The organism is Escherichia sp. MOD1-EC5495, from assembly GCF_002965965.1.
In the GTDB taxonomy this organism is placed as follows: domain Bacteria; phylum Pseudomonadota; class Gammaproteobacteria; order Enterobacterales; family Enterobacteriaceae; genus Escherichia; species Escherichia ruysiae.
In genome coordinates this window covers 14,329-34,310 of the sequence record NZ_PTRI01000009.1, presented here as the reverse complement: position 1 = coordinate 34,310, position 19,982 = coordinate 14,329, and the positions used below count along the sequence as shown (strand labels likewise).

Annotated in this window: 21 protein-coding genes and 1 other annotated feature; of the genes, 7 read left to right on the top strand and 14 right to left on the bottom strand. The window is 52.2% G+C overall.

Going from position 1 to position 19,982, the window contains the following annotated elements; all coding sequences use genetic code 11:
* Positions 1-12 precede the first annotated feature (12 nt).
* Positions 13-132 (bottom strand) — a sequence feature (Thr leader region).
* The 3 genes from thrL to yjjY all read right to left on the bottom strand — a co-directional run bounded on the left by thrL (position 68) and on the right by yjjY (position 1,573).
* Entirely contained in the window at positions 68-133 is a 66-nt protein-coding gene (gene thrL, locus BEG40_RS08970; protein ID WP_001386572.1) for a thr operon leader peptide, read from the bottom strand. It overlaps the preceding feature by 65 nt.
* A gap of 213 nt (positions 134-346) precedes the next feature.
* Positions 347-1,033: a tRNA/rRNA methyltransferase gene (locus BEG40_RS08965; protein WP_105285263.1), complete on the bottom strand. Its 687-nt coding sequence runs from the start codon at positions 1,031-1,033 to the stop codon at positions 347-349.
* A 399-nt stretch (positions 1,034-1,432) separates the two neighbouring features.
* Positions 1,433-1,573: a YjjY family protein gene (gene yjjY / locus BEG40_RS08960; protein WP_001303782.1), complete on the bottom strand. Its 141-nt coding sequence runs from the start codon at positions 1,571-1,573 to the stop codon at positions 1,433-1,435.
* 95 nt (positions 1,574-1,668) lie between these two features.
* Here yjjY and arcA point away from each other — a divergent pair, with 95 nt between their 5' ends.
* Positions 1,669-2,385 (top strand): two-component system response regulator ArcA, encoded by a 717-nt coding sequence (gene arcA / locus BEG40_RS08955; protein WP_001194358.1) that lies wholly within the window; start codon positions 1,669-1,671, stop codon positions 2,383-2,385.
* Between the two features lie 56 nt (positions 2,386-2,441).
* Here arcA and creD read toward each other — a convergent pair whose 3' ends face one another.
* From creD to creA, 4 genes are read right to left on the bottom strand one after another with little or no spacing between them, the layout of a single operon-like run.
* Positions 2,442-3,794, bottom strand: coding sequence for a cell envelope integrity protein CreD (gene creD, locus BEG40_RS08950; RefSeq protein WP_105285262.1), 1,353 nt, complete (start codon positions 3,792-3,794; stop codon positions 2,442-2,444).
* Positions 3,795-3,851: 57 nt separating this feature from the next.
* Positions 3,852-5,276: a two-component system sensor histidine kinase CreC gene (creC, locus tag BEG40_RS08945; protein WP_105285261.1), complete on the bottom strand. Its 1,425-nt coding sequence runs from the start codon at positions 5,274-5,276 to the stop codon at positions 3,852-3,854.
* Positions 5,276-5,965: a two-component system response regulator CreB gene (gene creB / locus BEG40_RS08940; RefSeq protein ID WP_001188653.1), complete on the bottom strand. Its 690-nt coding sequence runs from the start codon at positions 5,963-5,965 to the stop codon at positions 5,276-5,278. Before creB ends, creC begins: the two co-directional genes overlap by 1 nt.
* A 12-nt stretch (positions 5,966-5,977) precedes the next feature.
* Complete coding sequence (creA, locus tag BEG40_RS08935; RefSeq protein WP_000875485.1) at positions 5,978-6,451, bottom strand: protein CreA; 474 nt, start codon at positions 6,449-6,451, stop codon at positions 5,978-5,980.
* Between the two features lie 211 nt (positions 6,452-6,662).
* Between creA and robA the strand changes: the two genes are divergently transcribed.
* Complete coding sequence (gene robA, locus BEG40_RS08930) at positions 6,663-7,532, top strand: MDR efflux pump AcrAB transcriptional activator RobA (protein ID WP_000371672.1); 870 nt, start codon at positions 6,663-6,665, stop codon at positions 7,530-7,532.
* On the opposite strand, the gene gpmB is transcribed toward robA, so the two are convergent.
* Positions 7,529-8,176: a 2,3-diphosphoglycerate-dependent phosphoglycerate mutase GpmB gene (gpmB, locus tag BEG40_RS08925; protein ID WP_000942335.1), complete on the bottom strand. Its 648-nt coding sequence runs from the start codon at positions 8,174-8,176 to the stop codon at positions 7,529-7,531. The two genes, robA and gpmB, sit on opposite strands and share 4 nt — an antisense overlap.
* 51 nt (positions 8,177-8,227) lie before the next feature.
* On the opposite strand from gpmB, the gene yjjX reads away from it, so the two are divergent.
* Complete coding sequence (yjjX, locus tag BEG40_RS08920; RefSeq protein WP_105285260.1) at positions 8,228-8,749, top strand: inosine/xanthosine triphosphatase; 522 nt, start codon at positions 8,228-8,230, stop codon at positions 8,747-8,749.
* Between the two features lie 84 nt (positions 8,750-8,833).
* On the opposite strand, the gene trpR is transcribed toward yjjX, so the two are convergent.
* Together trpR and sltY are read right to left on the bottom strand one after the other, a co-directional pair.
* Entirely contained in the window at positions 8,834-9,160 is a 327-nt protein-coding gene (gene trpR / locus BEG40_RS08915; RefSeq protein ID WP_000068670.1) for a trp operon repressor, read from the bottom strand.
* 89 nt (positions 9,161-9,249) lie between these two features.
* Complete coding sequence (gene sltY, locus BEG40_RS08910) at positions 9,250-11,187, bottom strand: murein transglycosylase (protein ID WP_105285259.1); 1,938 nt, start codon at positions 11,185-11,187, stop codon at positions 9,250-9,252.
* Positions 11,188-11,397: 210 nt separating this feature from the next.
* Here sltY and ettA point away from each other — a divergent pair, with 210 nt between their 5' ends.
* The gene (ettA, locus tag BEG40_RS08900; RefSeq protein ID WP_000046760.1) at positions 11,398-13,065 is read left to right on the top strand and encodes an energy-dependent translational throttle protein EttA; all 1,668 of its coding nucleotides are present in this window, start codon (positions 11,398-11,400) and stop codon (positions 13,063-13,065) included.
* A 234-nt stretch (positions 13,066-13,299) separates the two neighbouring features.
* Here the strand turns inward: ettA and nadR are convergent, their stop codons facing one another.
* The 3 genes from nadR to serB are packed head-to-tail and all read right to left on the bottom strand — an operon-like array spanning position 13,300 to position 16,952.
* Complete coding sequence (gene nadR / locus BEG40_RS08895; protein WP_105285258.1) at positions 13,300-14,532, bottom strand: multifunctional transcriptional regulator/nicotinamide-nucleotide adenylyltransferase/ribosylnicotinamide kinase NadR; 1,233 nt, start codon at positions 14,530-14,532, stop codon at positions 13,300-13,302.
* A gap of 20 nt (positions 14,533-14,552) precedes the next feature.
* Entirely contained in the window at positions 14,553-15,935 is a 1,383-nt protein-coding gene (radA, locus tag BEG40_RS08890) for a DNA repair protein RadA (protein ID WP_001029698.1), read from the bottom strand.
* A gap of 48 nt (positions 15,936-15,983) precedes the next feature.
* Positions 15,984-16,952, bottom strand: a complete 969-nt coding sequence (serB, locus tag BEG40_RS08885) for a phosphoserine phosphatase (protein WP_001132950.1) — start codon at positions 16,950-16,952, stop codon at positions 15,984-15,986.
* Between the two features lie 105 nt (positions 16,953-17,057).
* Between serB and BEG40_RS08880 the strand changes: the two genes are divergently transcribed.
* The 3 genes from BEG40_RS08880 to BEG40_RS08870 are packed head-to-tail and all read left to right on the top strand — an operon-like array spanning position 17,058 to position 19,041.
* On the top strand, positions 17,058-17,702 hold the full coding sequence (locus BEG40_RS08880) for a YtjB family periplasmic protein (protein ID WP_105285257.1): 645 nt from the start codon (positions 17,058-17,060) through the stop codon (positions 17,700-17,702).
* Positions 17,703-17,729: 27 nt separating this feature from the next.
* On the top strand, positions 17,730-18,746 hold the full coding sequence (gene lplA, locus BEG40_RS08875) for a lipoate--protein ligase (protein ID WP_105285256.1): 1,017 nt from the start codon (positions 17,730-17,732) through the stop codon (positions 18,744-18,746).
* 31 nt (positions 18,747-18,777) lie between these two features.
* Complete coding sequence (locus BEG40_RS08870) at positions 18,778-19,041, top strand: helix-turn-helix domain-containing protein (RefSeq protein ID WP_000566148.1); 264 nt, start codon at positions 18,778-18,780, stop codon at positions 19,039-19,041.
* Between the two features lie 148 nt (positions 19,042-19,189).
* On the opposite strand, the gene deoD is transcribed toward BEG40_RS08870, so the two are convergent.
* Positions 19,190-19,909: a purine-nucleoside phosphorylase gene (gene deoD, locus BEG40_RS08865; RefSeq protein WP_000224882.1), complete on the bottom strand. Its 720-nt coding sequence runs from the start codon at positions 19,907-19,909 to the stop codon at positions 19,190-19,192.
* Between the last annotated feature and the right edge of the window lie 73 nt (positions 19,910-19,982).

Sequence of the window (19,982 nt, the reverse complement as noted above, 5' to 3'; positions counted from 1 at the left end):
TTATCTTTGGTCGAAAAAAAAGCCCGCACTGTCAGGTGCGGGCTTTTTTCTGTGTTTCCTGTACGCGTCAGCCCGCACCGTTACCTGTGGTAATGGTGATGGTGGTGGTAATGGTGGTGCTGATGCGTTTCATGGATGTTGTGTACTCTGTAATTTTTATCTGTCTGTGCGCTATGCCTATATTGGTTAAAGTATTTAGTGACCTAAGTCAATAAAATTTTAATTTACTCACGGAAGGCAACCAGTTCATAAGCTGCTGGCAGGTACTCTTTTTTTAATCCACTCAGAGACAGATTTCCCGTTGCAGTCAGAATGAAAACCTAAAAACCACATGACGTGGCGTTTTTTATTTGGTGATATTTTTTTCAATATCATGCAACAAACGATGCAACATTGCGGTATCCCGTTGCTCTAAAAGCCCCAGACGTTGCTGTAACCAGTCGACCAGTTTTGTGTCATCTGCCACCGCTAACGTCGTTAACAACGACATGGCACGTTCGCGTAAAGCGCGCAGTTGATGTTGGTCTGCCGTTGCGTTACTTTTCGTCGGTTGTTGTATTAATGTTGCTAATTGATAGCAATAGACCATCACCGCCTGCCCCAGATTGAGCGAAGGGTAATCTGCCACCATTGGCACACCGGTAAGAATATCAGCCAGTGCCAGTTCCTCGTTGGTCAGCCCGGAATCTTCACGACCAAAGACCAGCGCCACGTGATTCATCCACGCCGATTTTTCTTCCAACAATGGCACCAGTTCCACCGGTGTCGCGTAGTAATGATATTTCGCCCGACTACGCGCTGTGGTGGCAACAGTGAAATCTACGTCATGTAACGATTCAGCCAGCGTTGAAAAAACTTTAATATTATCAATAATATCACCGGATCCATGTGCAACCCATCGGGTGGCTGGCTCCAGGTGTGCCTGACTATCGACAATCCGCAGTTCGCTAAAACCCATCGTTTTCATTGCCCGCGCTGCTGCCCCAATATTTTCTGCTCTGGCGGGTGCGACCAGAATAATCGTCAAACGCATGTTGCTACTCTTCTTGACCAAATAACCGCGAATAGAGTGATGAATGTCAACTTACTGCGCGGAGAGAATTTACAAAATATTAACGCAAGTCGCAGAAAAAGCCCTTTACTTAACTTAAAAAAAGCTAAACTATTTCTTGACTGTACTAACCGTTCAATTGTTAAAAAACGCTACATATCTTTCTGTTTACTTAGGATAATTTTATAAAAAATAAATCTCGACAATTGGATTCACCACGTTTATTAGTTGTAGGATGCAACTAGTTGGATTATTAAAATAATGTGACGAAAGCTAGCATTTAGATACGATGATTTCATCAAACTGTTAACGTGCTACAATTGAACTTGATATATGTCAACGAAGCGTAGTTTTATTGGGTGTCCGGCACGTCTTAGCCTGTTATGTCGCTGTTAAAATGGTTAGGATGACAGCCGTTTTTGACACTGTCGGGTCCTGAGGGAAAGTACCCACGACCAAGCTAATGATGTTGTTGACGTTGATGGAAAGTGCATCAAGAACGCAATTACGTACTTTAGTCATGTTACGCCGATCATGTTAATTTGCAGCATGTATCAGGCAGGTCAGGGACTTTTGTACTTCCTGTTTCGATTTAGTTGGCAATTTAGGTAGCAAACATGCAGACCCCGCACATTCTTATCGTTGAAGACGAGTTGGTAACACGCAACACGTTGAAAAGTATTTTCGAAGCGGAAGGCTATGATGTTTTCGAAGCGACAGATGGCGCGGAAATGCATCAGATCCTCTCTGAATATGACATCAACCTGGTGATCATGGATATCAATCTGCCGGGTAAGAACGGTCTTCTGTTAGCGCGTGAACTGCGCGAGCAGGCGAATGTTGCGTTGATGTTCCTGACTGGCCGTGACAACGAAGTCGATAAAATTCTCGGCCTCGAAATCGGTGCAGACGATTACATCACCAAACCGTTCAACCCGCGTGAACTGACTATCCGTGCACGCAACTTGCTGTCTCGTACCATGAATCTGGGTACTGTCAGCGAAGAACGTCGTAGCGTTGAAAGCTACAAGTTCAATGGTTGGGAACTGGACATCAACAGCCGTTCGTTGATCGGCCCTGATGGCGAGCAGTACAAACTGCCGCGCAGCGAGTTCCGCGCCATGCTTCACTTCTGTGAAAACCCAGGCAAAATTCAGTCTCGTGCTGAACTGCTGAAGAAAATGACCGGCCGTGAGCTGAAGCCGCACGACCGTACTGTAGACGTGACAATCCGTCGTATTCGTAAGCATTTCGAATCTACGCCGGATACGCCGGAAATCATCGCCACCATTCACGGTGAAGGTTATCGCTTCTGCGGTGATCTGGAAGATTAATCGGCTTACCACCGTCAAAAAAACGGCGCTTTTTAGCGCCGTTTTTATTTTCAACATTATTTCCAGATGCGTAACTCATCGTCCGTTGTGACTTCTTTACTGGTTTTCATTTTCGGCAGTGAAAACGCATACCAGTCGATATTACGTGTCACAAACATCATGCCTGCCAGCGCCACCACCAGCACACTGGTTCCCAACAACAGCGCGCTATCGGCAGAATTCAGCAGTCCCCACATCACGCCATCCAGCAATAACAGCGCGAAGGTAAACAACATGCTGTTCCGCCAGCCTTTTAATACTGCCTGCAAGTAAATACCGTTCATTAACGCCCCAATCAGACTGGCGATTATCCAGGCCACGGTAAAACCGGTATGTTCAGAAAGCGCCAACAAGAGCAAATAAAACATCACCAATGACAGCCCTACCAGCAAATATTGCATCGGGTGTAAACGCTTTGCCGTTAATGTTTCAAAGACAAAGAAGGCCATAAAAGTTAGCGAGATCAGCAAAATGGCGTACTTGGTCGCCCGATCCGTTAATTGATACTGATCGGCTGGCGTAGTGACTGCGACGCTAAACGCCGGGAAATTTTCCCAGCCGCTATCATTGCCTGAAGCAAAACGCTCACCGAGATTATTAGCAAACCAGCTACTTTGCCATTGCGCCTGAAAACCGGATGCACTTATTTCCCGCTTCGCTGGCAAAAAATCGCCTAAAAAACTGGGGTGCGGCCAGTTGCTGGTTAAGGTCATCTCGCTATTACGTCCCGTCGGCACCACAGAAAAATCACCAGTACCGCTTAAATTAAGCGCCATATTCAGCTTCAGGTTCTGCTTCAGCCAGTCTCCTTCGGGTAAAGGGATATGCACGCCCTGCCCGCCTTGCCCTAACCCGGTGCCAGGTTCAATAGTCAGCGCAGTTCCGTTAAGTTCAGGCGCTTTCACCACGCCAATGCCACGCGCATCACCAACGCTAATCACGATAAACGGCTTGCCTAAGGTGATATTTGGCGCATTAAGTTCGCTAAGACGCGAAACGTCAAAATCGGCTTTCAGCGTTAAATCACTGTGCCAGACCTGGCCGGAATAAATACCGATCTTCCGTTCTTCCACATTCTGATTGCCATCAACCATCAACGACTCCGGTAACCAGAAACGGATAAAACTCCGCTTGCGCTCCACAGTTTTATCCTCTTCCTGCACCGTATAAAGCTCGGTCACAGGAATAGCGATAAGCGGCCCAACCAACTTTTGTGGCCCGCTGGTGCTTTGACGAATTGCATCTTCAACATCGCTACGGTAATCGGCACGTTCGACAATCACCTGCCGAATCAACATTAATGGAATTAACAACAGCAACACCGCGCCAAACAAAGTGGTCATTTTCCAGAACAGGGGGGATTTCAACATAGTCTTCTCCTTTACAATGGCGGCAGTGTATGAAGGCTATGTGGGAAGAATTTGAAGTTATGTGAAGTGACGGTGAAGCCGAAGCGAGGCCTGCACACCGCCTTCCGGCATGTTGTGCAGCGTGACTTCGCCATTGAGCAAACGGGCAACTTCGCTGACAAACGCCAGCCCCAGACCACTGCTTTTTTGCCCATTTGCACGTGGCAAAGAGTAAAAACGTTCAAAAATGCGCGGCAGCGCGTAGTCAGGAATGCCACTGCCGGTATCCTGCACCTTAAGCGTGACTTGCTCCTGATCTGCCACAGCACTAAGCGTTATGCAGCCATGATCGGGAGTGAAATCGATGGCGTTATCCAGTAAATTCCCCAGCGCCTGCTCCAGTAACGCAGGTTCAGCAGCAACGTTAACCTCAATGGGCATAACATGCAGAGTGATATTTTTTTCTGCCAGCTGCACGGTGCGCGCTTCGCTGATGCGGTTAAATAATGCCGCTACATCAACCGCAGAAAGAACCACTTCCTGGCGATTCTCCAGTCTTGCCTGGCGTAATAACGTTTCAACCAGCGCCTGCATTCGCGCATTTTGCGTCAAAATATTATCGGTAAAGCGAGCCACTACTTCCGGCGGTGGGCCTTCACGTAAAATTTCCGCCGCGCCACGAATCGCCGCCAGTGGGCTTTTTAGCTCATGGGTTAATGCGTAAACATACTGCTCAATATAGTTTTTCCCTTCCAGCTTCACGCGCATACTTTCCAGAGCCTGCGCTAACTTACGCAGCTCGCTACTGCCGAGTTCAGGGAGAGGAACGGGCTTATTGTCGGTAACGGAATCAGCATAGCGGGTGAGCCGGGCAATGGAGCGGTTGATCCACCAAACCATTCCCGCGCCAATCACCAGCGCAATCCCCAACAAAATGGTACTCGCCCATAAAATTCGCCGCTCACTGCGTTTAATGACCGGCGCCATCGCTGCGTTCGGTTTGCCTACGCTCAAAACACCAATTAGCCGCGAACCGTCCATAATCGGCGCGGCAACATACATTACAGAACTTTCGGGATCGGCAGGATTTTGCAACGTGCTACGCGCGCCATACTGACCACGCAACGTTAACCAGACATCATTCCAGCGGGAATAATCCTGCCCCACGGCTTTATTTGCCGAATCGAACAATACTTTGCCCTGCGCATCGGTCATATAGACATGGTATTCATTGCGCACTTTGTTAATGCCGCCGATATTGGCGCGAAACGGGCGATTTTGTAGCTGGTTAAACGCCTGCGCCAGTTGTCCATGCTCGGGGTCACCAGAGAGCAAATCGGGACGCGCCAGCTCCGCCAGCAACGTTGCGGTGTCGATCAGCGTCCCTTCCGTCGCCCTTCGCACGCCAGGTTTAACTTCTTTGACAAAAATTGCCAGTACGAACCAGGCCGCCACCGCCACCAGTAAAAAATAGCCCAGCAACAGGCGCATCCCGATGCGCATTACAGGCTCCTCAGACTGTATCCCATTCCGCGATGAGTATTAATCGGCGAAAGGTCGGGATTTATAGCGCGCAGTTTGGCGCGCAGCGTTTTGATGTGAGTATCGACGGTGCGATCGTAAGTGTCCTGTGCATCTTCCCAGACGCTATCCATCAATTGCTGGCGTGACCAGACACGGCCTGGCGACTTGAGTAACGTTTTCAACAACAAAAATTCGTACCGCGTCAGCGTTAATGGCGTGTCAAACCAGCTTATCTGCGCCGCAGGTTCATTCAGTTCAAAATGACCAATACGGATGACGGGAGACGGCGTAGAAAACTTCTTCACCCGACGCAGTAAGGTGCGCACTCTGGCGCACACTTCGCGGGGTGAAAATGGTTTAGCCACGTAGTCGTCAGCGCCAATCTCCAGCCCAAGCAGGCGATCCACCTCTTCACTACGGGCGGTCAGAAACAGCACGGGCAACGCAGGATGCAGCGCCAGCAACTGGCGACACAGTTCGAAACCGCTAATATCAGGCAGGCCGACATCGAGAATGATAACGTCAGGAACCTGCAGGCGCGCTTTATCCAGCGCCGGTAAGCCCCGTTCAAAGAATTCGACGGCAAAACCTTCCTGCTGCAACATGTAGACCAGCGTGTCGGCTATCCCTTGCTCGTCTTCCACTAACCAGACCGTTTCCCGTTGCATAAATCGCCTCTGTTATTGTCGCCACGGCATGACAGGAACGGCGCTGATGGCATTTTTCGGTGAACCATCAACAACTTTGTCGGAGTAAGCCAGGTAAGCGAGCGCGTTGCGTTTGGCGTCATAGAAACGCACGACCTGTAACGACTTAAAGACCAGAGAAGTCCGTTTTTTGAACACGACTTCACCCTGAGCTTTGCCGTTTTTAATGCGATCCGACAGTTCAATCGGCCCTACCTGCTGGCAGGAAATGGCCGCATCGGAAGTATCTTCCGCCAGACCTAATCCTCCTTTAATACCGCCGGTTTTCGCCCGACTCACATAACAGGTGACGTTTTTCACATCGGGATCGTCAAAGGCTTCTACGACAATTTTGTGATCCGGGCCGATCATTTTAAATACGGTGTCGACCGAACCAATTTCTTCCGCATGAGCCAATGGCCCCAGCATTATCAGGCTTAAGGACAAGATCAAATGCTTGTATTTCATATTGTTACCATTTTTATAAGTTACACTGAGCAATTAGTTCGTCACGATAAATAACATATTGATTAAGAACAAAATCTCAATTCTTTTATCTCCGTCAAGACCTAAAACATACTCTGCTAAGAAAAAAACACTGAATGCTAAAACAGCAAAAAATGCTATTATCCAATTACCTGATGTCAGGTGCTCGTTGTTGAAAGGATGAGGATATTTTATGGATCAGGCCGGCATTATTCGCGACCTTTTAATCTGGCTGGAAGGTCATCTGGATCAGCCCCTGTCGCTCGACAATGTAGCGGCGAAAGCAGGTTATTCCAAGTGGCACTTACAGAGAATGTTTAAAGATGTCACTGGCCATGCTATTGGCGCGTATATTCGTGCTCGTCGTTTGTCGAAATCGGCGGTCGCACTACGCCTGACTGCGCGTCCGATTCTGGATATCGCGCTGCAATACCGCTTCGACTCTCAACAGACATTTACCCGCGCATTCAAGAAGCAGTTTGCCCAGACTCCCGCACTTTACCGCCGTTCTCCTGAATGGAGCGCCTTTGGTATTCGCCCGCCGCTACGTCTGGGTGAATTTACCATGCCAGAGCACAAATTTGTCACCCTGGAAGATACGCCGCTGATTGGTGTTACCCAGAGCTACTCCTGCTCGCTGGAGCAAATCTCTGATTTCCGCCATGAAATGCGCTACCAGTTCTGGCACGATTTTCTCGGTAACTCGCCAACCATTCCGCCAGTGCTTTACGGTTTGAACGAAACGCGTCCAAGCCAGGATAAAGACGACGAGCAAGAAGTGTTTTACACCACGGCTCTGGCTCGGGATCAAGCCGACGGCTATGTACTGACCGGGCATCCGGTGCTGTTGCAGGGCGGCGACTATGTGATGTTTACCTACGAAGGTCTGGGAACCGGCGTGCAGGAGTTTATTCTGACGGTATACGGAACCTGTATGCCGATGCTCAACCTGACTCGCCGTAAAGGTCAGGATATTGAGCGATACTACCCGGCAGAAGATGCCAAAGCGGGAGATCGCCCAATTAATCTGCGCTGCGAGCTGCTTATTCCGATACGTCGTTAACGCTGTAGTTCGTCTAATGCAGGGGCGTCCAGATGAGAGATGTCCCCTGCAGTTTCAACTACCCAGCCAGATGCCAGCCACAGGCTTTCCTGATAATCCACGCGCGAAATAGAACAGTTACGCAGACGTAAGCGTCGTTCTGCCCATGCCGGTAAGCCCAGAATGGTACTCACCAGGCATCCCAGCGCAATACCGTGGCTCACCAGCAGCGGTCGACTTCCCGGTGGTAAATCCCGACAAGATTCCAGTGCTGCGTTAACGCGATCGCTAAGTTCCTGCATCGACTCGCCTTCAGGAATACGCCCGTCAACGGTGCCATTGACGAGCTGACGACGCCAGTTCTCTTCTTCTTCAGTCAGAGAGTCAATGTGTCTTTTCTCCAGCACGCCCATATTTAACTCACGCAAGCGGGAATCAAAGATGATGTCACAACCACAAGCCTGGGCGATGATTTCCGCCGTACGCCGGGTGCGGCCTAAATCACTACTGATGATATGCGTAATGCCAAGCTCTTTGGCACGGTTCGCCACCTGCATTGCCTGTTGCTCACCTTTTGCAGTCAGCGGGCTGTCAGACTGGCCCTGAATACGTCGCTCGGCGTTCCACTGGGTTTCACCGTGGCGGACAAGGTATACCTGTAACATGCTTTTTTTCCGTATACTGCTTTAACGTTAATTTTGTGAGTAATCCTGATTATGCACCATGTTGTCTGTGCGACCACCAATCCCGCTAAAATTCAGGCCATTCTGCAGGCATTTCACGAGATCTTCGGCGAAGGATCCTGCCACATTGAGTCCGTTGCCGTCGAGAGCGGCGTACCGGAACAGCCCTTTGGCAGTGAGGAAACGCGCGCTGGCGCACGAAATCGGGTAGCAAATTCCCGTCATTTACGCCCAGAGGCTGATTTTTGGGTAGCGATTGAAGCGGGTATTGATGGTGACAGCACCTTCAGTTGGGTGGTGATTGAAAACGCCAGCCAGCGTGGTGAAGCGCGTTCAGCAACTTTGCCGTTGCCTGCGATGATTCTGGAGAAAGTGCGTGAAGGTGAGGCGCTTGGCCCCGTGATGTCGCGCTATACCGGCATTGATGAGATTGGTCGTAAAGAAGGAGCAATCGGCGTGTTTACCGCCGGGAAACTCACCCGCACCAGCGTCTATCACCAGGCGGTGATCCTGGCGCTGAGTCCGTTTCATAATGCGGTGTATCAGCCATTGTAGGACGGAGAAGGCGTTCACGCCGCATCCGGCATTCGGTGCACGATGCCTGATAAGACGCTGGCGCGTCTTATCAGGCCTACAAAATCAATCGCTTTTCAGCAGCACTTCTTCCAGCCACTGGCGCAACTCGACGGGTGCGGCTTTCAGGCTGTTCGATCCACGAGTAATGGTCGCAATGCCCGCGCCGAGTTCGTTTTTTAACTCACGCTGGCTCATTTCACCGCGCAACAACTCTTCTACGATACGCACGCGAGTCCCCAACGCTTCGCGCTCATCCGGCGTCAGCATCAGGTTTAACAGCGGTAAATGGAGATCGTTTTCGTAGGCATTCTTAAGCAGGTCAACAAAACGTAACCACTCCTGGTGACGCTGTTCTGCCATCGCTGCTGAATAGGGTGATTGTTGAGCCATAGTGTGTCGCCATTGTTAGCGGGGGAAGCAAAATGCCTCCCCCGGTTGTACTCGCAAAAGAGTACGATAGCATATCATAAACGGGCGGTTCAGTAACGACGCCCCCATTCTGTGGCGCTCAAAAGCATCGATTTATCGCCCATGAAATAGCGATAATACGCGTCATAAGCCAGCACGTTCTTCACATAACCGCGCGTCTCGGAGAACGGAATACTCTCGACAAATGCCACAGCGTCGATACGCCCGGCGCTGTTGCCAAGCCAGGTGCGTACCCGTCCTGGTCCAGCGTTATAGGCTGCCGATGAGAAAATGCGGTTATTACCAAACTGCTGATAAACATATTGCAGGTAACTGGTGCCAATGTTGATGTTCGTTTCCGGATCCAGCAATTGTCCTGGGCTGCTGTAACCTGGAATTGAGAACATTTTCACCGTATGGGTCGCTGTGCCCGGCATAATCTGCATCAGACCGCTGGCGCCTACCGGCGACTTCACTTTCGGATTCCAGGCGCTCTCCTGGCGAGCAATCGCCATTGCATAGCTTTGCGGGATATCTTTGCCACTGGTGTAGCGTTTGAAAAGATCGTTGTAGGCCAGCGGGAATCGCTCTTCCAGATGATCCCACAGTTTCCCGGCGATCGTCGCCTGAACGCTAAGATCCCACCATTGGTTGTTGAAAGCATACCGCGCCAGCTGTGCCTGCTCTGTTTTTGACTTGCTCTTCACCAGATTGGCCCACTCGCTACGCGCGGTGTTATCGAGATTCCAGTACATCAACTCGCGCACGCGCGCCATCTCCGGCCCCTGAGTCAGAGCACTGTCGATATTCTGCGGCGCTTTATCAATCTTCAGCTCATACTCTTCGCCGATCCGCTGTGCAGCAACCATCGGGTAGAAACCACGCTGTTGCATGAGTTGATGCAAAATCTCTTTTGCTTCCGCTTCACGACCGCGTTCCAGCAGTAAATCCGCTTGCCAGTAGCGCCATTCATCTTTCTCTTTCGCTTCCATCGGCAAGCGTGCCAGCCAGGTATTCAGGCCAGAACGGTCGCCAGTGCCAAGCGCCATCCGCACGCGTCGTTCAATTAACGACGTGGATTGCGAACGCATAATGGCGTCATCGCGCCATTTCGCCTGCTCGTCGGTGACGTCATTGCCCATCAGACGCCAAGCGACGATATCGCGTAGCTCCTGAATCTGCTCTTCATTAAGCTGCTGCGCCTGGGCAAGCGACGGGATCAGCAGCCGTGCGTTTTCTGCATCCTGGCGCGCCACGCTGGCAAACGCCACCGCTGCCATCTGGCGGGTAAAATCAGTCGCTCCGGTAGTACGTGCGAAGGTCAGTACCGTATTAGGGTTGTTCGCCAGTGAAATAATCGCCGAGGCGATAGTTTGATAATCGGCAGGCATCTGCCCTGCGAGTACTGTCACCAATCCGGTATTGCCCGCTTTCATCGCCAGGCGGATACGCTCTAAATAAGCCAGTGGTTCTTGCTTACCGGACGCGCGCCAGACGCTAAACAACTTATCGCAAGCGTTAGGCTGGCTCTTGCCGGTTAGCCACAGCTTTTTCGCCCCTTGCCAGGCTTCTTCACTCTGCCCGGTGTTCCATTTTGCATAGTAGTAATTACATTGCGCTTCGGTAGTCCCTGGTTTTTCCGGGCTAAAAGCTAACAAGCCACGCCAGTCTTCACGCCGCGCCAGTTCATTGACGAAACGAGATTGTAGTGCGCGAGCCGGAGGAAGCGTTGGGTTAGCACGAACAAAGTTAGTGACCGTGACCGCCGGTTGATTCATCAGATCATCGGTGATCTGGCGGTATTCCAGGTAGGGATAAAGTGGATAATCCTTCAGGGATGGCATCATTTGTTCGACCACGTCCATTTGTCGATTATCCCAGGCCTGCTTGATTTGCGCGTAACGGCTACGCTGCTCATCCAGTGAGTCGGCTCGCGCCACGCTGCTGACCGTCAGCAGACAGACACCGGCAGCCAACAGCCGCCAGGTAACTTGTTTGGCTTTTTCCACAAGCGCATCCTCTAAGTGTAAATACATCAATGCAGCGTCATGCCGCCTAATAGATTTATGCTAACCAGTCATTGCCGTTTGCGCCACGTTATGGACACTTTTTTACTTTTATCGGGAGGGTGATCGACCGGCTGGGATTAGATAAGGAAACAGGCTACACTTCGCCTTTGAAAACTCATCATCACGATAAACATAGAGGCGAAGTCCAACGTGGCTCAATTCGTTTATACCATGCATCGTGTCGGCAAAGTTGTTCCGCCGAAACGTCATATTTTGAAAAACATCTCTCTGAGTTTCTTCCCTGGGGCAAAAATCGGCGTCCTGGGTCTGAACGGCGCCGGTAAGTCCACCCTGCTGCGCATTATGGCGGGCATCGATAAAGATATCGAAGGTGAAGCGCGTCCGCAGCCGGATATCAAGATTGGTTATCTGCCGCAGGAACCGCAGCTGAACCCGGAACACACCGTGCGTGAGTCCATTGAAGAAGCGGTCTCTGAAGTGGTTAACGCCCTGAAACGCCTGGATGAAGTGTATGCGTTATACGCCGATCCGGATGCCGATTTCGACAAGCTGGCCGCTGAACAGGGTCGTCTGGAAGAGATCATTCAGGCTCACGACGGTCATAACCTGAATGTGCAACTGGAGCGTGCGGCGGATGCGCTGCGTCTGCCAGACTGGGAGGCGAAAATCGCTAACCTCTCCGGTGGTGAGCGTCGTCGCGTGGCATTGTGCCGCCTGCTGCTGGAAAAACCAGACATGCTGCTGCTCGACGAACCAACTAACCACCTGGATGCCGAATCCGTAGCGTGGCTGGAACGCTTCCTGCACGACTTCGAAGGCACCGTTGTGGCGATTACCCACGACCGTTACTTCCTCGATAACGTTGCGGGCTGGATCCTCGAACTTGACCGTGGCGAAGGTATTCCGTGGGAAGGTAACTACTCCTCCTGGCTGGAGCAGAAAGATCAGCGTCTGGCACAGGAAGCTTCGCAAGAAGCAGCACGTCGTAAGTCGATTGAAAAAGAGCTGGAGTGGGTACGTCAGGGGACTAAAGGCCGTCAGTCGAAAGGTAAAGCACGTCTGGCGCGCTTTGAAGAGCTGAACAACACCGAATACCAGAAACGTAACGAAACCAACGAACTGTTTATTCCACCTGGACCGCGTCTGGGCGATAAAGTGTTGGAAGTCAGCAACCTGCGTAAATCCTACGGCGATCGCCTGCTGATTGACTCCCTGAGCTTCTCGATCCCGAAAGGGGCAATCGTCGGGATCATCGGGCCGAACGGTGCGGGTAAATCGACCCTGTTCCGTATGATCTCTGGTCAGGAACAGCCGGACAGCGGCACCATCACTTTAGGTGAAACGGTGAAACTGGCATCTGTTGATCAGTTCCGTGACTCAATGGATAACAGCAAAACCGTTTGGGAAGAAGTTTCCGGCGGACTGGATATCATGAAGATCGGTAACACCGAGATGCCGAGCCGTGCCTACGTAGGCCGCTTTAACTTTAAAGGGGTTGATCAAGGTAAACGCGTTGGCGAACTTTCCGGTGGTGAGCGCGGTCGTCTGCATCTGGCGAAGCTGCTGCAGGTTGGCGGCAACATGCTGCTGCTCGACGAACCGACCAACGACCTGGATATCGAAACCCTGCGCGCGCTGGAAAACGCCCTGCTGGAGTTCCCGGGCTGCGCGATGGTTATCTCGCACGACCGTTGGTTCCTCGACCGTATCGCGACGCACATTCTGGATTATCAGGATGAAGGTAAAGTTGAGTTCTTCGAAGGTAACTTTACCGAGTACGAAGAGTATAAGAAACGCACGCTGGGCGCAGACGCGCTGGAGCCGAAGCGTATCAAGTACAAGCGTATTGCGAAGTAATTTGTAAGATGCCGGATGCGGCGTGAACGCCTTATCCGGCCTACAAGCTCAGCGATTTCAATACGTTGCGAAACAGTAGGCCTGATAAGACGCGTCAGCGTCGCATCAGGCATTGGACTCCGAATGCCGGATGCGGCGTGAACGCCTTATCCGGCCTACAAGCCCAGTTATTTCAATAGGTTGTAAAACAGCAGGCCTGATAAGACGCGTCAGCGTCGCATCAGGCATTGGGTCTTAACCCTGCTCCCCCATCATCTCCCGCACCAGCTCCACGCAGCGCAGGAAACGGCTGTCGTAATCGTCCTCTTCAACCCGCACAAATTCGATATTGTTCTCTTCCAGCATCTCCACCAGCAAATTCTGGAACTCTTTACGATCCACCGAACTGCCGAGGCTGCGTAAACCATCTGCCACCCACGGCGTGTTGTTCTCCAGCAGGATCACCAGATCGAAACGGTACTCATCAATCAACGCCTGCACGAACGGATGCTCACGCCCTTCGTACTTTTTGCAGAACGCCTGGGTAGTGACAAAATCAGTGTCAATAAACGCCACTTTATTGGCATATTTTACTGCAAAATCAATATATTGTGCGTGGCCCAGCGCGATTTTATCGTAGTCGGAATACTGCAATGCGATCTCATCACCACCGAGGTGCGAAAAGACATAATCGCGACCATATTCCCACGCACTGGTGGTGTTGAAGATGTTGGCGAGTTTGTTTACCAGGGTAGATTTACCGCTCGACTCGCCGCCGAGGATCGCCACGGTACGCACAAAGAACGGCTTCACTTCGGTAGGAATGTATTCCCAGTAGCGGAACGGATTTTCGCGGATCTGCGCACCGCTGATACTCATAAAGGTACGTTTCGGATCGACAAGCACCGTTTCGATCCCCAGATGTTCCAGGTACTGTGGTGCGTCGGTCTCTTCCGAGGTGTAGATCAGATCCGGCTGAATGCCTTTTTCGGCCATAAAATTTTTGATGCCGTTGCTCCACACGTCCCAGCCGTGCGGATACGGCTCCATGCCCTCTTCGTTGAAGGCATGAATACGGATATTTTTCTGATATTTAAAGGTTTGCAATAACCAGCGCAGACGATCCGGCACCGTTGGCTGCTGCGACATGGCGCTGTCTTCAAACAACGCGCGGTCGCGGGTATCGTCAAAGCCCATAATGATATGCAGCTCGTCAACCTGGCTACAGGCGCGCTGGATAAGGTAGATATGTCCGGTATGCAGCGGGTAGAACTTACCGAATACGACACCAATGGTTTTCTTCTGCCGGGGAAATTCAAGCCCCAAAAAACGGTGCAACGCCTCCAGCTTTTGTGCGCTGGGGCTTTTGATTTTGGCATTCAGTAACTGGCTTAAATACCCTTTGGTCATACCGCTGGCATCAGCAACCTGCTGTAACGTGCAGCCTTGTTGCTTAATAGCGGTTTTCAGGTAATCAAATGACGACATATCTCCCTCCGTATCTCTCATTATAAGTCGTCGAACACGCTAAGCGCGTCGGAGAGTTTCTTAACGCCAAAAATCTGCATCCCTTCCGGCGCTTTTTTCGGCACGTTGGCCGCAGGAACAATCGCCCGGCGAAAACCGTGTTTCGCCGCTTCAGAGATTCGTTCCTGACCGCTGGGCACTGGGCGGATCTCTCCTGCCAGCCCCACTTCGCCAAACACCACCAGATCCTGCGGCAGCGGCCTGTCGCGCAGGCTGGAAACCATCGCCAGCAGTAACGCTAAGTCGGCGCTGGTTTCCGTTACCTTCACGCCGCCGACCACGTTCACAAAGACATCCTGATCAGCCATTTGCAGACCGCCGTGACGGTGCAGCACCGCCAGCAGGATCGCCAGACGGTTTTGTTCCAGCCCGACCGCCACGCGGCGTGGGTTCGCCATCATCGAGTGATCGACCAGCGCCTGAATCTCCACCAGCAGCGGGCGCGTCCCTTCCCATACCACCATCACTGAACTGCCAGAGGTCACTTCATCGCCACGGCTTAAGAAGATTGCCGAAGGATTGCTGACTTCACGCAGTCCCTGTTCGGTCATCGCGAATACGCCCAGCTCATTCACCGCGCCGAAGCGGTTTTTATGGCTGCGTAAGGTGCGAAAACGGGAGTCGGCGTCGCCGTCCAGCAGCACCGAACAGTCAATACAGTGTTCCAGCACTTTCGGACCAGCCAGCGAGCCATCTTTAGTTACGTGCCCGACCATGACAATCGCCACGCCGCGCGTTTTAGCGAATCGCGTCAGATAAGCCGCCGTTTCACGCACCTGCGCCACGCTGCCAGGCGAAGACTGAACATCCGCCATATGCATCACCTGGATGGAGTCGATCACCATCAGCTTCGGCTGCTCTTCTTCGGCAATCAGGCAGATCTGTTCGATGCTGGTTTCCGACAGCATATTGAGATTGTCAGTCGGCAGGCCGAGACGATGAGCGCGCATTGCCACCTGTTGCAGCGACTCTTCGCCAGTGACATACAGCGTTTTCATCTGCTGGGCCAGTTTGCACAGCGTTTGCAGTAGCAGCGTGGATTTCCCCGCACCTGGGTTACCGCCAATCAGAATGGCGCTTCCCGGCACTACCCCGCCGCCTAATACGCGGTCGAACTCTTTAAATCCGGTGGAAAAACGCGGCAGTTCTTCAAGACTGATATCGGAGAGTTTCTGGACTTTCGCCACTCCCGCGCTACCAGCATAGCCACTGAGACGCTCGTTACGCGCCACCGTTGGCGACGCAGCAAGACGCACCTCGGTGATGGTGTTCCAGGCATGACAGGCGCTGCACTGCCCCTGCCAGCGCGGATAATCTGCCCCGCATTCATTACAAACAAAGGCGCGTTTTGGAGCTTTTGCCACGGTGTACCTCGTTAATGCTGTGCTGCCCGCAGGATGACGGGCGTGCAATTACTTCTGATTCAGGCTGCCGGAGAGGATGCAGAACACCCCCATCAGGTCAGCGTGACGGATGGTGACTTCCGTCTTTTCATTCACTTTTGGCTTGGCATGGTAGGCAATCCCCAGCCCTGCTGCTTTGATCATCGGCAGGTCGTTGGCACCATCGCCAATCGCCACGGTCTGCGCCAGCGGGATTTCATACTCCTGCGCGAGGCGGGTCAGGGTTTTCGCTTTATATTGCGCGTCAACGATGTCGCCGATCACATTGCCGGTAAATTTACCGTCCATGATCTCCAGTTCATTGGCTACTACGGCGGTCAGGCGCAGCTTGTCGCGCAGGTATTCAGCAAAGAAGGTAAAGCCGCCGGAGGCAATCGCCACTTTCCAGCCCAGCGTTTCCAGCTTGAGTACCAGCTGCGTTAAGCCTGGCATCAGCGGCAGATTTTCACGTACCTGAAGCAAAATGTTCGCATCAGCGCCTTTCAGCGTCGCCACGCGGCTACGCAGGCTGGCGGTAAAATCAAGTTCGCCGCGCATCGCCCGTTCGGTTACTTCCGCCACCATCTCGCCCGTTCCGGCCAGTTTGGCAATTTCATCGATACATTCAATCTGGATGGCGGTGGAGTCCATGTCCATCACCAGCAAACCCGGCGTGCGCAGGTGCGGGATTTTCCCCAGCGGCGCGACATCCAGTTGCGCTTCATGGGCCAGGCGCGTAGCCCGTGCGGTGAGCGAACCTGCCAGACGAATCACCTGATAATCTTCCACGCACCAGGCGGCAACAATCACCATCGCCGCGCCCAGTTTGCTCTGGTACTGGGTCAGACGTTGTTTATCCAGCCCACGACCATACAGCAGCCAGCCGCTACGACCTGCGTGGTAATCCAGTGGCATCACTTCATCACCACTTAATGAAAGAGGCAGACCAGGCCATAAAGAGACATCTTCAGGCAGGTCGCACCAGGTAATGTTAGGCATTAAGGCTCCTGTAAAATCGTTCGAAGCAGGGAAAATAACGCATGAGGCTACCTTGTATCCATTGCTTCTGGCAACATTAAGTCTCAAATTTTCAAAGGGTGGAAGATGGCTCGCACAAAACTGAAATTCCGGCTGCATCGGGCAGTGATTGTCCTGTTCTGCCTCGCCTTGTTAGTGGCGCTGATGCAGGGGGCGTCATGGTTTAGTCAAAACCACCAGCGACAGCGTAATCCGCAACTTGAAGAACTGGCTCGCACCCTGGCGCGTCAGGTGACGCTGAACGTTGCGCCGCTAATGCGTACCGACTCTCCGGATGAAAAACGCATTCAGGCAATCCTCAGCCAGTTAACAGACGAAAGCCGCATCCTCGACGCGGGCGTGTATGACGAGCAAGGCGATCTTATCGCCCGCGCAGGCGAAAGCGTCGAAGTGCGCGATCGACTGGCGCTCGACGGTAAAAAAGCGGGCGGCTATTTTAACCAGCAGATTGTCGAACCGATTGCCGGGAGAAATAGTCCGCTCGGCTACCTGCGCCTGACGCTCGACACCCATACGCTCGCCACCGAAGCCCAACAGGTGGATAACACCACTAACATTTTACGCCTGATGTTGCTGCTCTCGCTGGCAATCGGCGTGGTGCTTACCCGCACGTTGTTGCAGGGTAAGCGCACCCGCTGGCAGCAATCCCCCTTCCTGTTAACCGCCAGCAAACCGGTGCCGGAAGAGGAAGAAAGCGAGAAAAAAGAGTGACCCATTACTACAAGAAAGGAAATCGTTATGTCCACATTACGCCTGCTTATTTCTGACTCTTACGACCCGTGGTTTAACCTGGCGGTTGAGGAATGTATTTTTCGCCAGATGCCCGCCACGCAGCGCGTTCTGTTTCTCTGGCGCAATGCCGACACCGTAGTGATTGGTCGCGCGCAGAACCCGTGGAAAGAGTGTAATACCCGGCGGATGGAAGAAGATAACGTCCGACTGGCGCGGCGCAGTAGCGGCGGTGGCGCGGTGTTCCACGATCTCGGCAATACCTGCTTTACCTTTATGGCTGGCAAGCCGGAGTACGATAAAACCATCTCCACGTCGATTGTGCTCAATGCGCTGAACGCGCTCGGCGTCACCGCCGAAGCCTCCGGGCGCAACGATCTGGTGGTGAAAACCGCCGAAGGCGACCGCAAAGTCTCTGGCTCGGCCTATCGTGAAACCAAAGATCGCGGCTTCCACCACGGTACTTTACTGCTCAATGCCGACCTCAGCCGCCTGGCAAACTATCTCAATCCGGATAAAAAGAAACTGGCGGCGAAAGGCATTACTTCGGTACGTTCCCGCGTGACTAATCTGACCGAATTGCTACCGGGAATTACCCATGAGCAAATTTGCGAGGCCATAACCGAGGCCTTTTTCGCCCATTATGGCGAGCGCGTGGAAGCGGAAATCATCTCACCGGACAAAACGCCAGACCTGCCAAACTTCGCCGAAACCTTTGCCCGCCAGAGTAGCTGGGAGTGGAACTTCGGTCAGGCTCCGGCATTTTCGCATCTGCTGGATGAACGCTTCACATGGGGCGGCGTGGAACTGCACTTCGACGTTGAAAAAGGCCATATCACCCGCGCTCAGGTGTTTACCGATAACCTCAACCCCGCACCGCTGGAAGCTCTCGCCGGGCGACTGCAAGGCTGTCTGTACCGCGCGGATATGCTGCAACAAGAGTGCGAAGCTCTGTTGGTTGACTTCCCGGAACAGGAAAAAGAGCTACGGGAATTGTCGGCGTGGATGGCTGGGGCAGTGCGGTAACTCGCTGATTAAAATACCAAAGGAAGGAAATATGATCGATCTGGAAAACCAGGAGCGGGAGATTATCAACTTAATGTTCAGCCAGCGTATTTCCTGGCTAGCCGCTGTACGTATCAGGCATAAATTATCGCTTGCTGAATTAAGTAAAATGTTAGGTATCTCGATTAATTCTCTAAAACGGATCGAAAAGACGGAGCGGCTTAGCTCAAACATCAAAAGCAAAATGGCAGGAATTTATGGTTGTCCGCCAGAGTTGCTGATATGCCCTTCCTGGATGACGGCTGAACATACATGAATAGATACTTGAATGGATTTTATTTTCTATCCACATGAAAAATAATAGTAAATCTATAAATCAGTTGCTATTGATGAATAGATACTAAAAAGCCGGAGCAGTCTCCCGCTCCGGCTGAACACGACAATCGCCTTTCAGCGAAAAACAATTACTCTTTATCGCCCAGCAGAACGGATTCCAGTGCGATTTTGATCATGTCGTTGAAGGTGGTCTGACGCTCTTCAGCAGTGGTCTGCTCGTGAGTGCGGATGTGGTCAGATACGGTGCAGATAGCCAGGGCTTTCGCACCAAATTCTGCTGCTACGCCGTAAATGCCAGCGGCTTCCATTTCCACGCCAAGGATGCCGTATTTTTCCATCACGTCGAACATTTCGCCGTCCGGAGAGTAGAACAGGTCAGCGGAGAACAGGTTACCAACGCGAGCATCAACGCCCAGAGCTTTAGCCGCGTCTACCGCGTTACGCACCATGTCAAAGTCAGCGATAGCGGCAAAGTCATGGTCTTTAAAACGGATGCGGTTAACTTTGGAGTCGGTGCAGGCACCCATACCAATCACCACGTCACGCAGTTTTACGTGCGGCAGAACAGCACCACAGGAACCCACGCGGATGATTTTCTTCACGCCGAAATCGGTGATCAGCTCTTTGGTGTAAATGGAGCAGGACGGGATACCCATACCGTGACCCATTACGGAAATTTTGCGGCCTTTGTAAGTACCGGTGAAGCCCAGCATACCGCGAACGTTGTTCACTTCACGGACATCTTCAAGGAAAGTTTCAGCAATATACTTCGCACGCAGCGGGTCGCCTGGCATCAAAACTACGTCAGCGAAATCGCCCATTTCTGCATTAATATGTGGGGTAGCCATTGTTTTATCCTTATCAACATGTTTTCACCCTCTCCCTGTGGGAGAGGGCCGGGGTGAGGGCATCAAGCCGCAC

Excerpts from the sequence above, each read along its gene's own strand:
- creB (WP_001188653.1), bottom strand. The coding sequence starts at position 5,965 with ATGCAACGGGAAACGGTCTGGTTAGTGGAAGACGAGCAAGGGATAGCC.
- arcA (WP_001194358.1), top strand. The coding sequence starts at position 1,669 with ATGCAGACCCCGCACATTCTTATCGTTGAAGACGAGTTGGTAACACGC.
- gpmB (WP_000942335.1), bottom strand. The coding sequence starts at position 8,176 with ATGTTACAGGTATACCTTGTCCGCCACGGTGAAACCCAGTGGAACGCC.
- serB (WP_001132950.1), bottom strand. The coding sequence starts at position 16,952 with ATGCCTAACATTACCTGGTGCGACCTGCCTGAAGATGTCTCTTTATGG.
- robA (WP_000371672.1), top strand. The coding sequence starts at position 6,663 with ATGGATCAGGCCGGCATTATTCGCGACCTTTTAATCTGGCTGGAAGGT.
- yjjY (WP_001303782.1), bottom strand. The coding sequence starts at position 1,573 with ATGACTAAAGTACGTAATTGCGTTCTTGATGCACTTTCCATCAACGTC.
- deoD (WP_000224882.1), bottom strand. The coding sequence starts at position 19,909 with ATGGCTACCCCACATATTAATGCAGAAATGGGCGATTTCGCTGACGTA.
- creD (WP_105285262.1), bottom strand. The coding sequence starts at position 3,794 with ATGTTGAAATCCCCCCTGTTCTGGAAAATGACCACTTTGTTTGGCGCG.
- creA (WP_000875485.1), bottom strand. The coding sequence starts at position 6,451 with ATGAAATACAAGCATTTGATCTTGTCCTTAAGCCTGATAATGCTGGGG.
- BEG40_RS08880 (WP_105285257.1), top strand. The coding sequence starts at position 17,058 with ATGGCTCGCACAAAACTGAAATTCCGGCTGCATCGGGCAGTGATTGTC.
- lplA (WP_105285256.1), top strand. The coding sequence starts at position 17,730 with ATGTCCACATTACGCCTGCTTATTTCTGACTCTTACGACCCGTGGTTT.
- nadR (WP_105285258.1), bottom strand. The coding sequence starts at position 14,532 with ATGTCGTCATTTGATTACCTGAAAACCGCTATTAAGCAACAAGGCTGC.
- BEG40_RS08870 (WP_000566148.1), top strand. The coding sequence starts at position 18,778 with ATGATCGATCTGGAAAACCAGGAGCGGGAGATTATCAACTTAATGTTC.
- BEG40_RS08965 (WP_105285263.1), bottom strand. The coding sequence starts at position 1,033 with ATGCGTTTGACGATTATTCTGGTCGCACCCGCCAGAGCAGAAAATATT.
- creC (WP_105285261.1), bottom strand. The coding sequence starts at position 5,276 with ATGCGCATCGGGATGCGCCTGTTGCTGGGCTATTTTTTACTGGTGGCG.
- yjjX (WP_105285260.1), top strand. The coding sequence starts at position 8,228 with ATGCACCATGTTGTCTGTGCGACCACCAATCCCGCTAAAATTCAGGCC.
- trpR (WP_000068670.1), bottom strand. The coding sequence starts at position 9,160 with ATGGCTCAACAATCACCCTATTCAGCAGCGATGGCAGAACAGCGTCAC.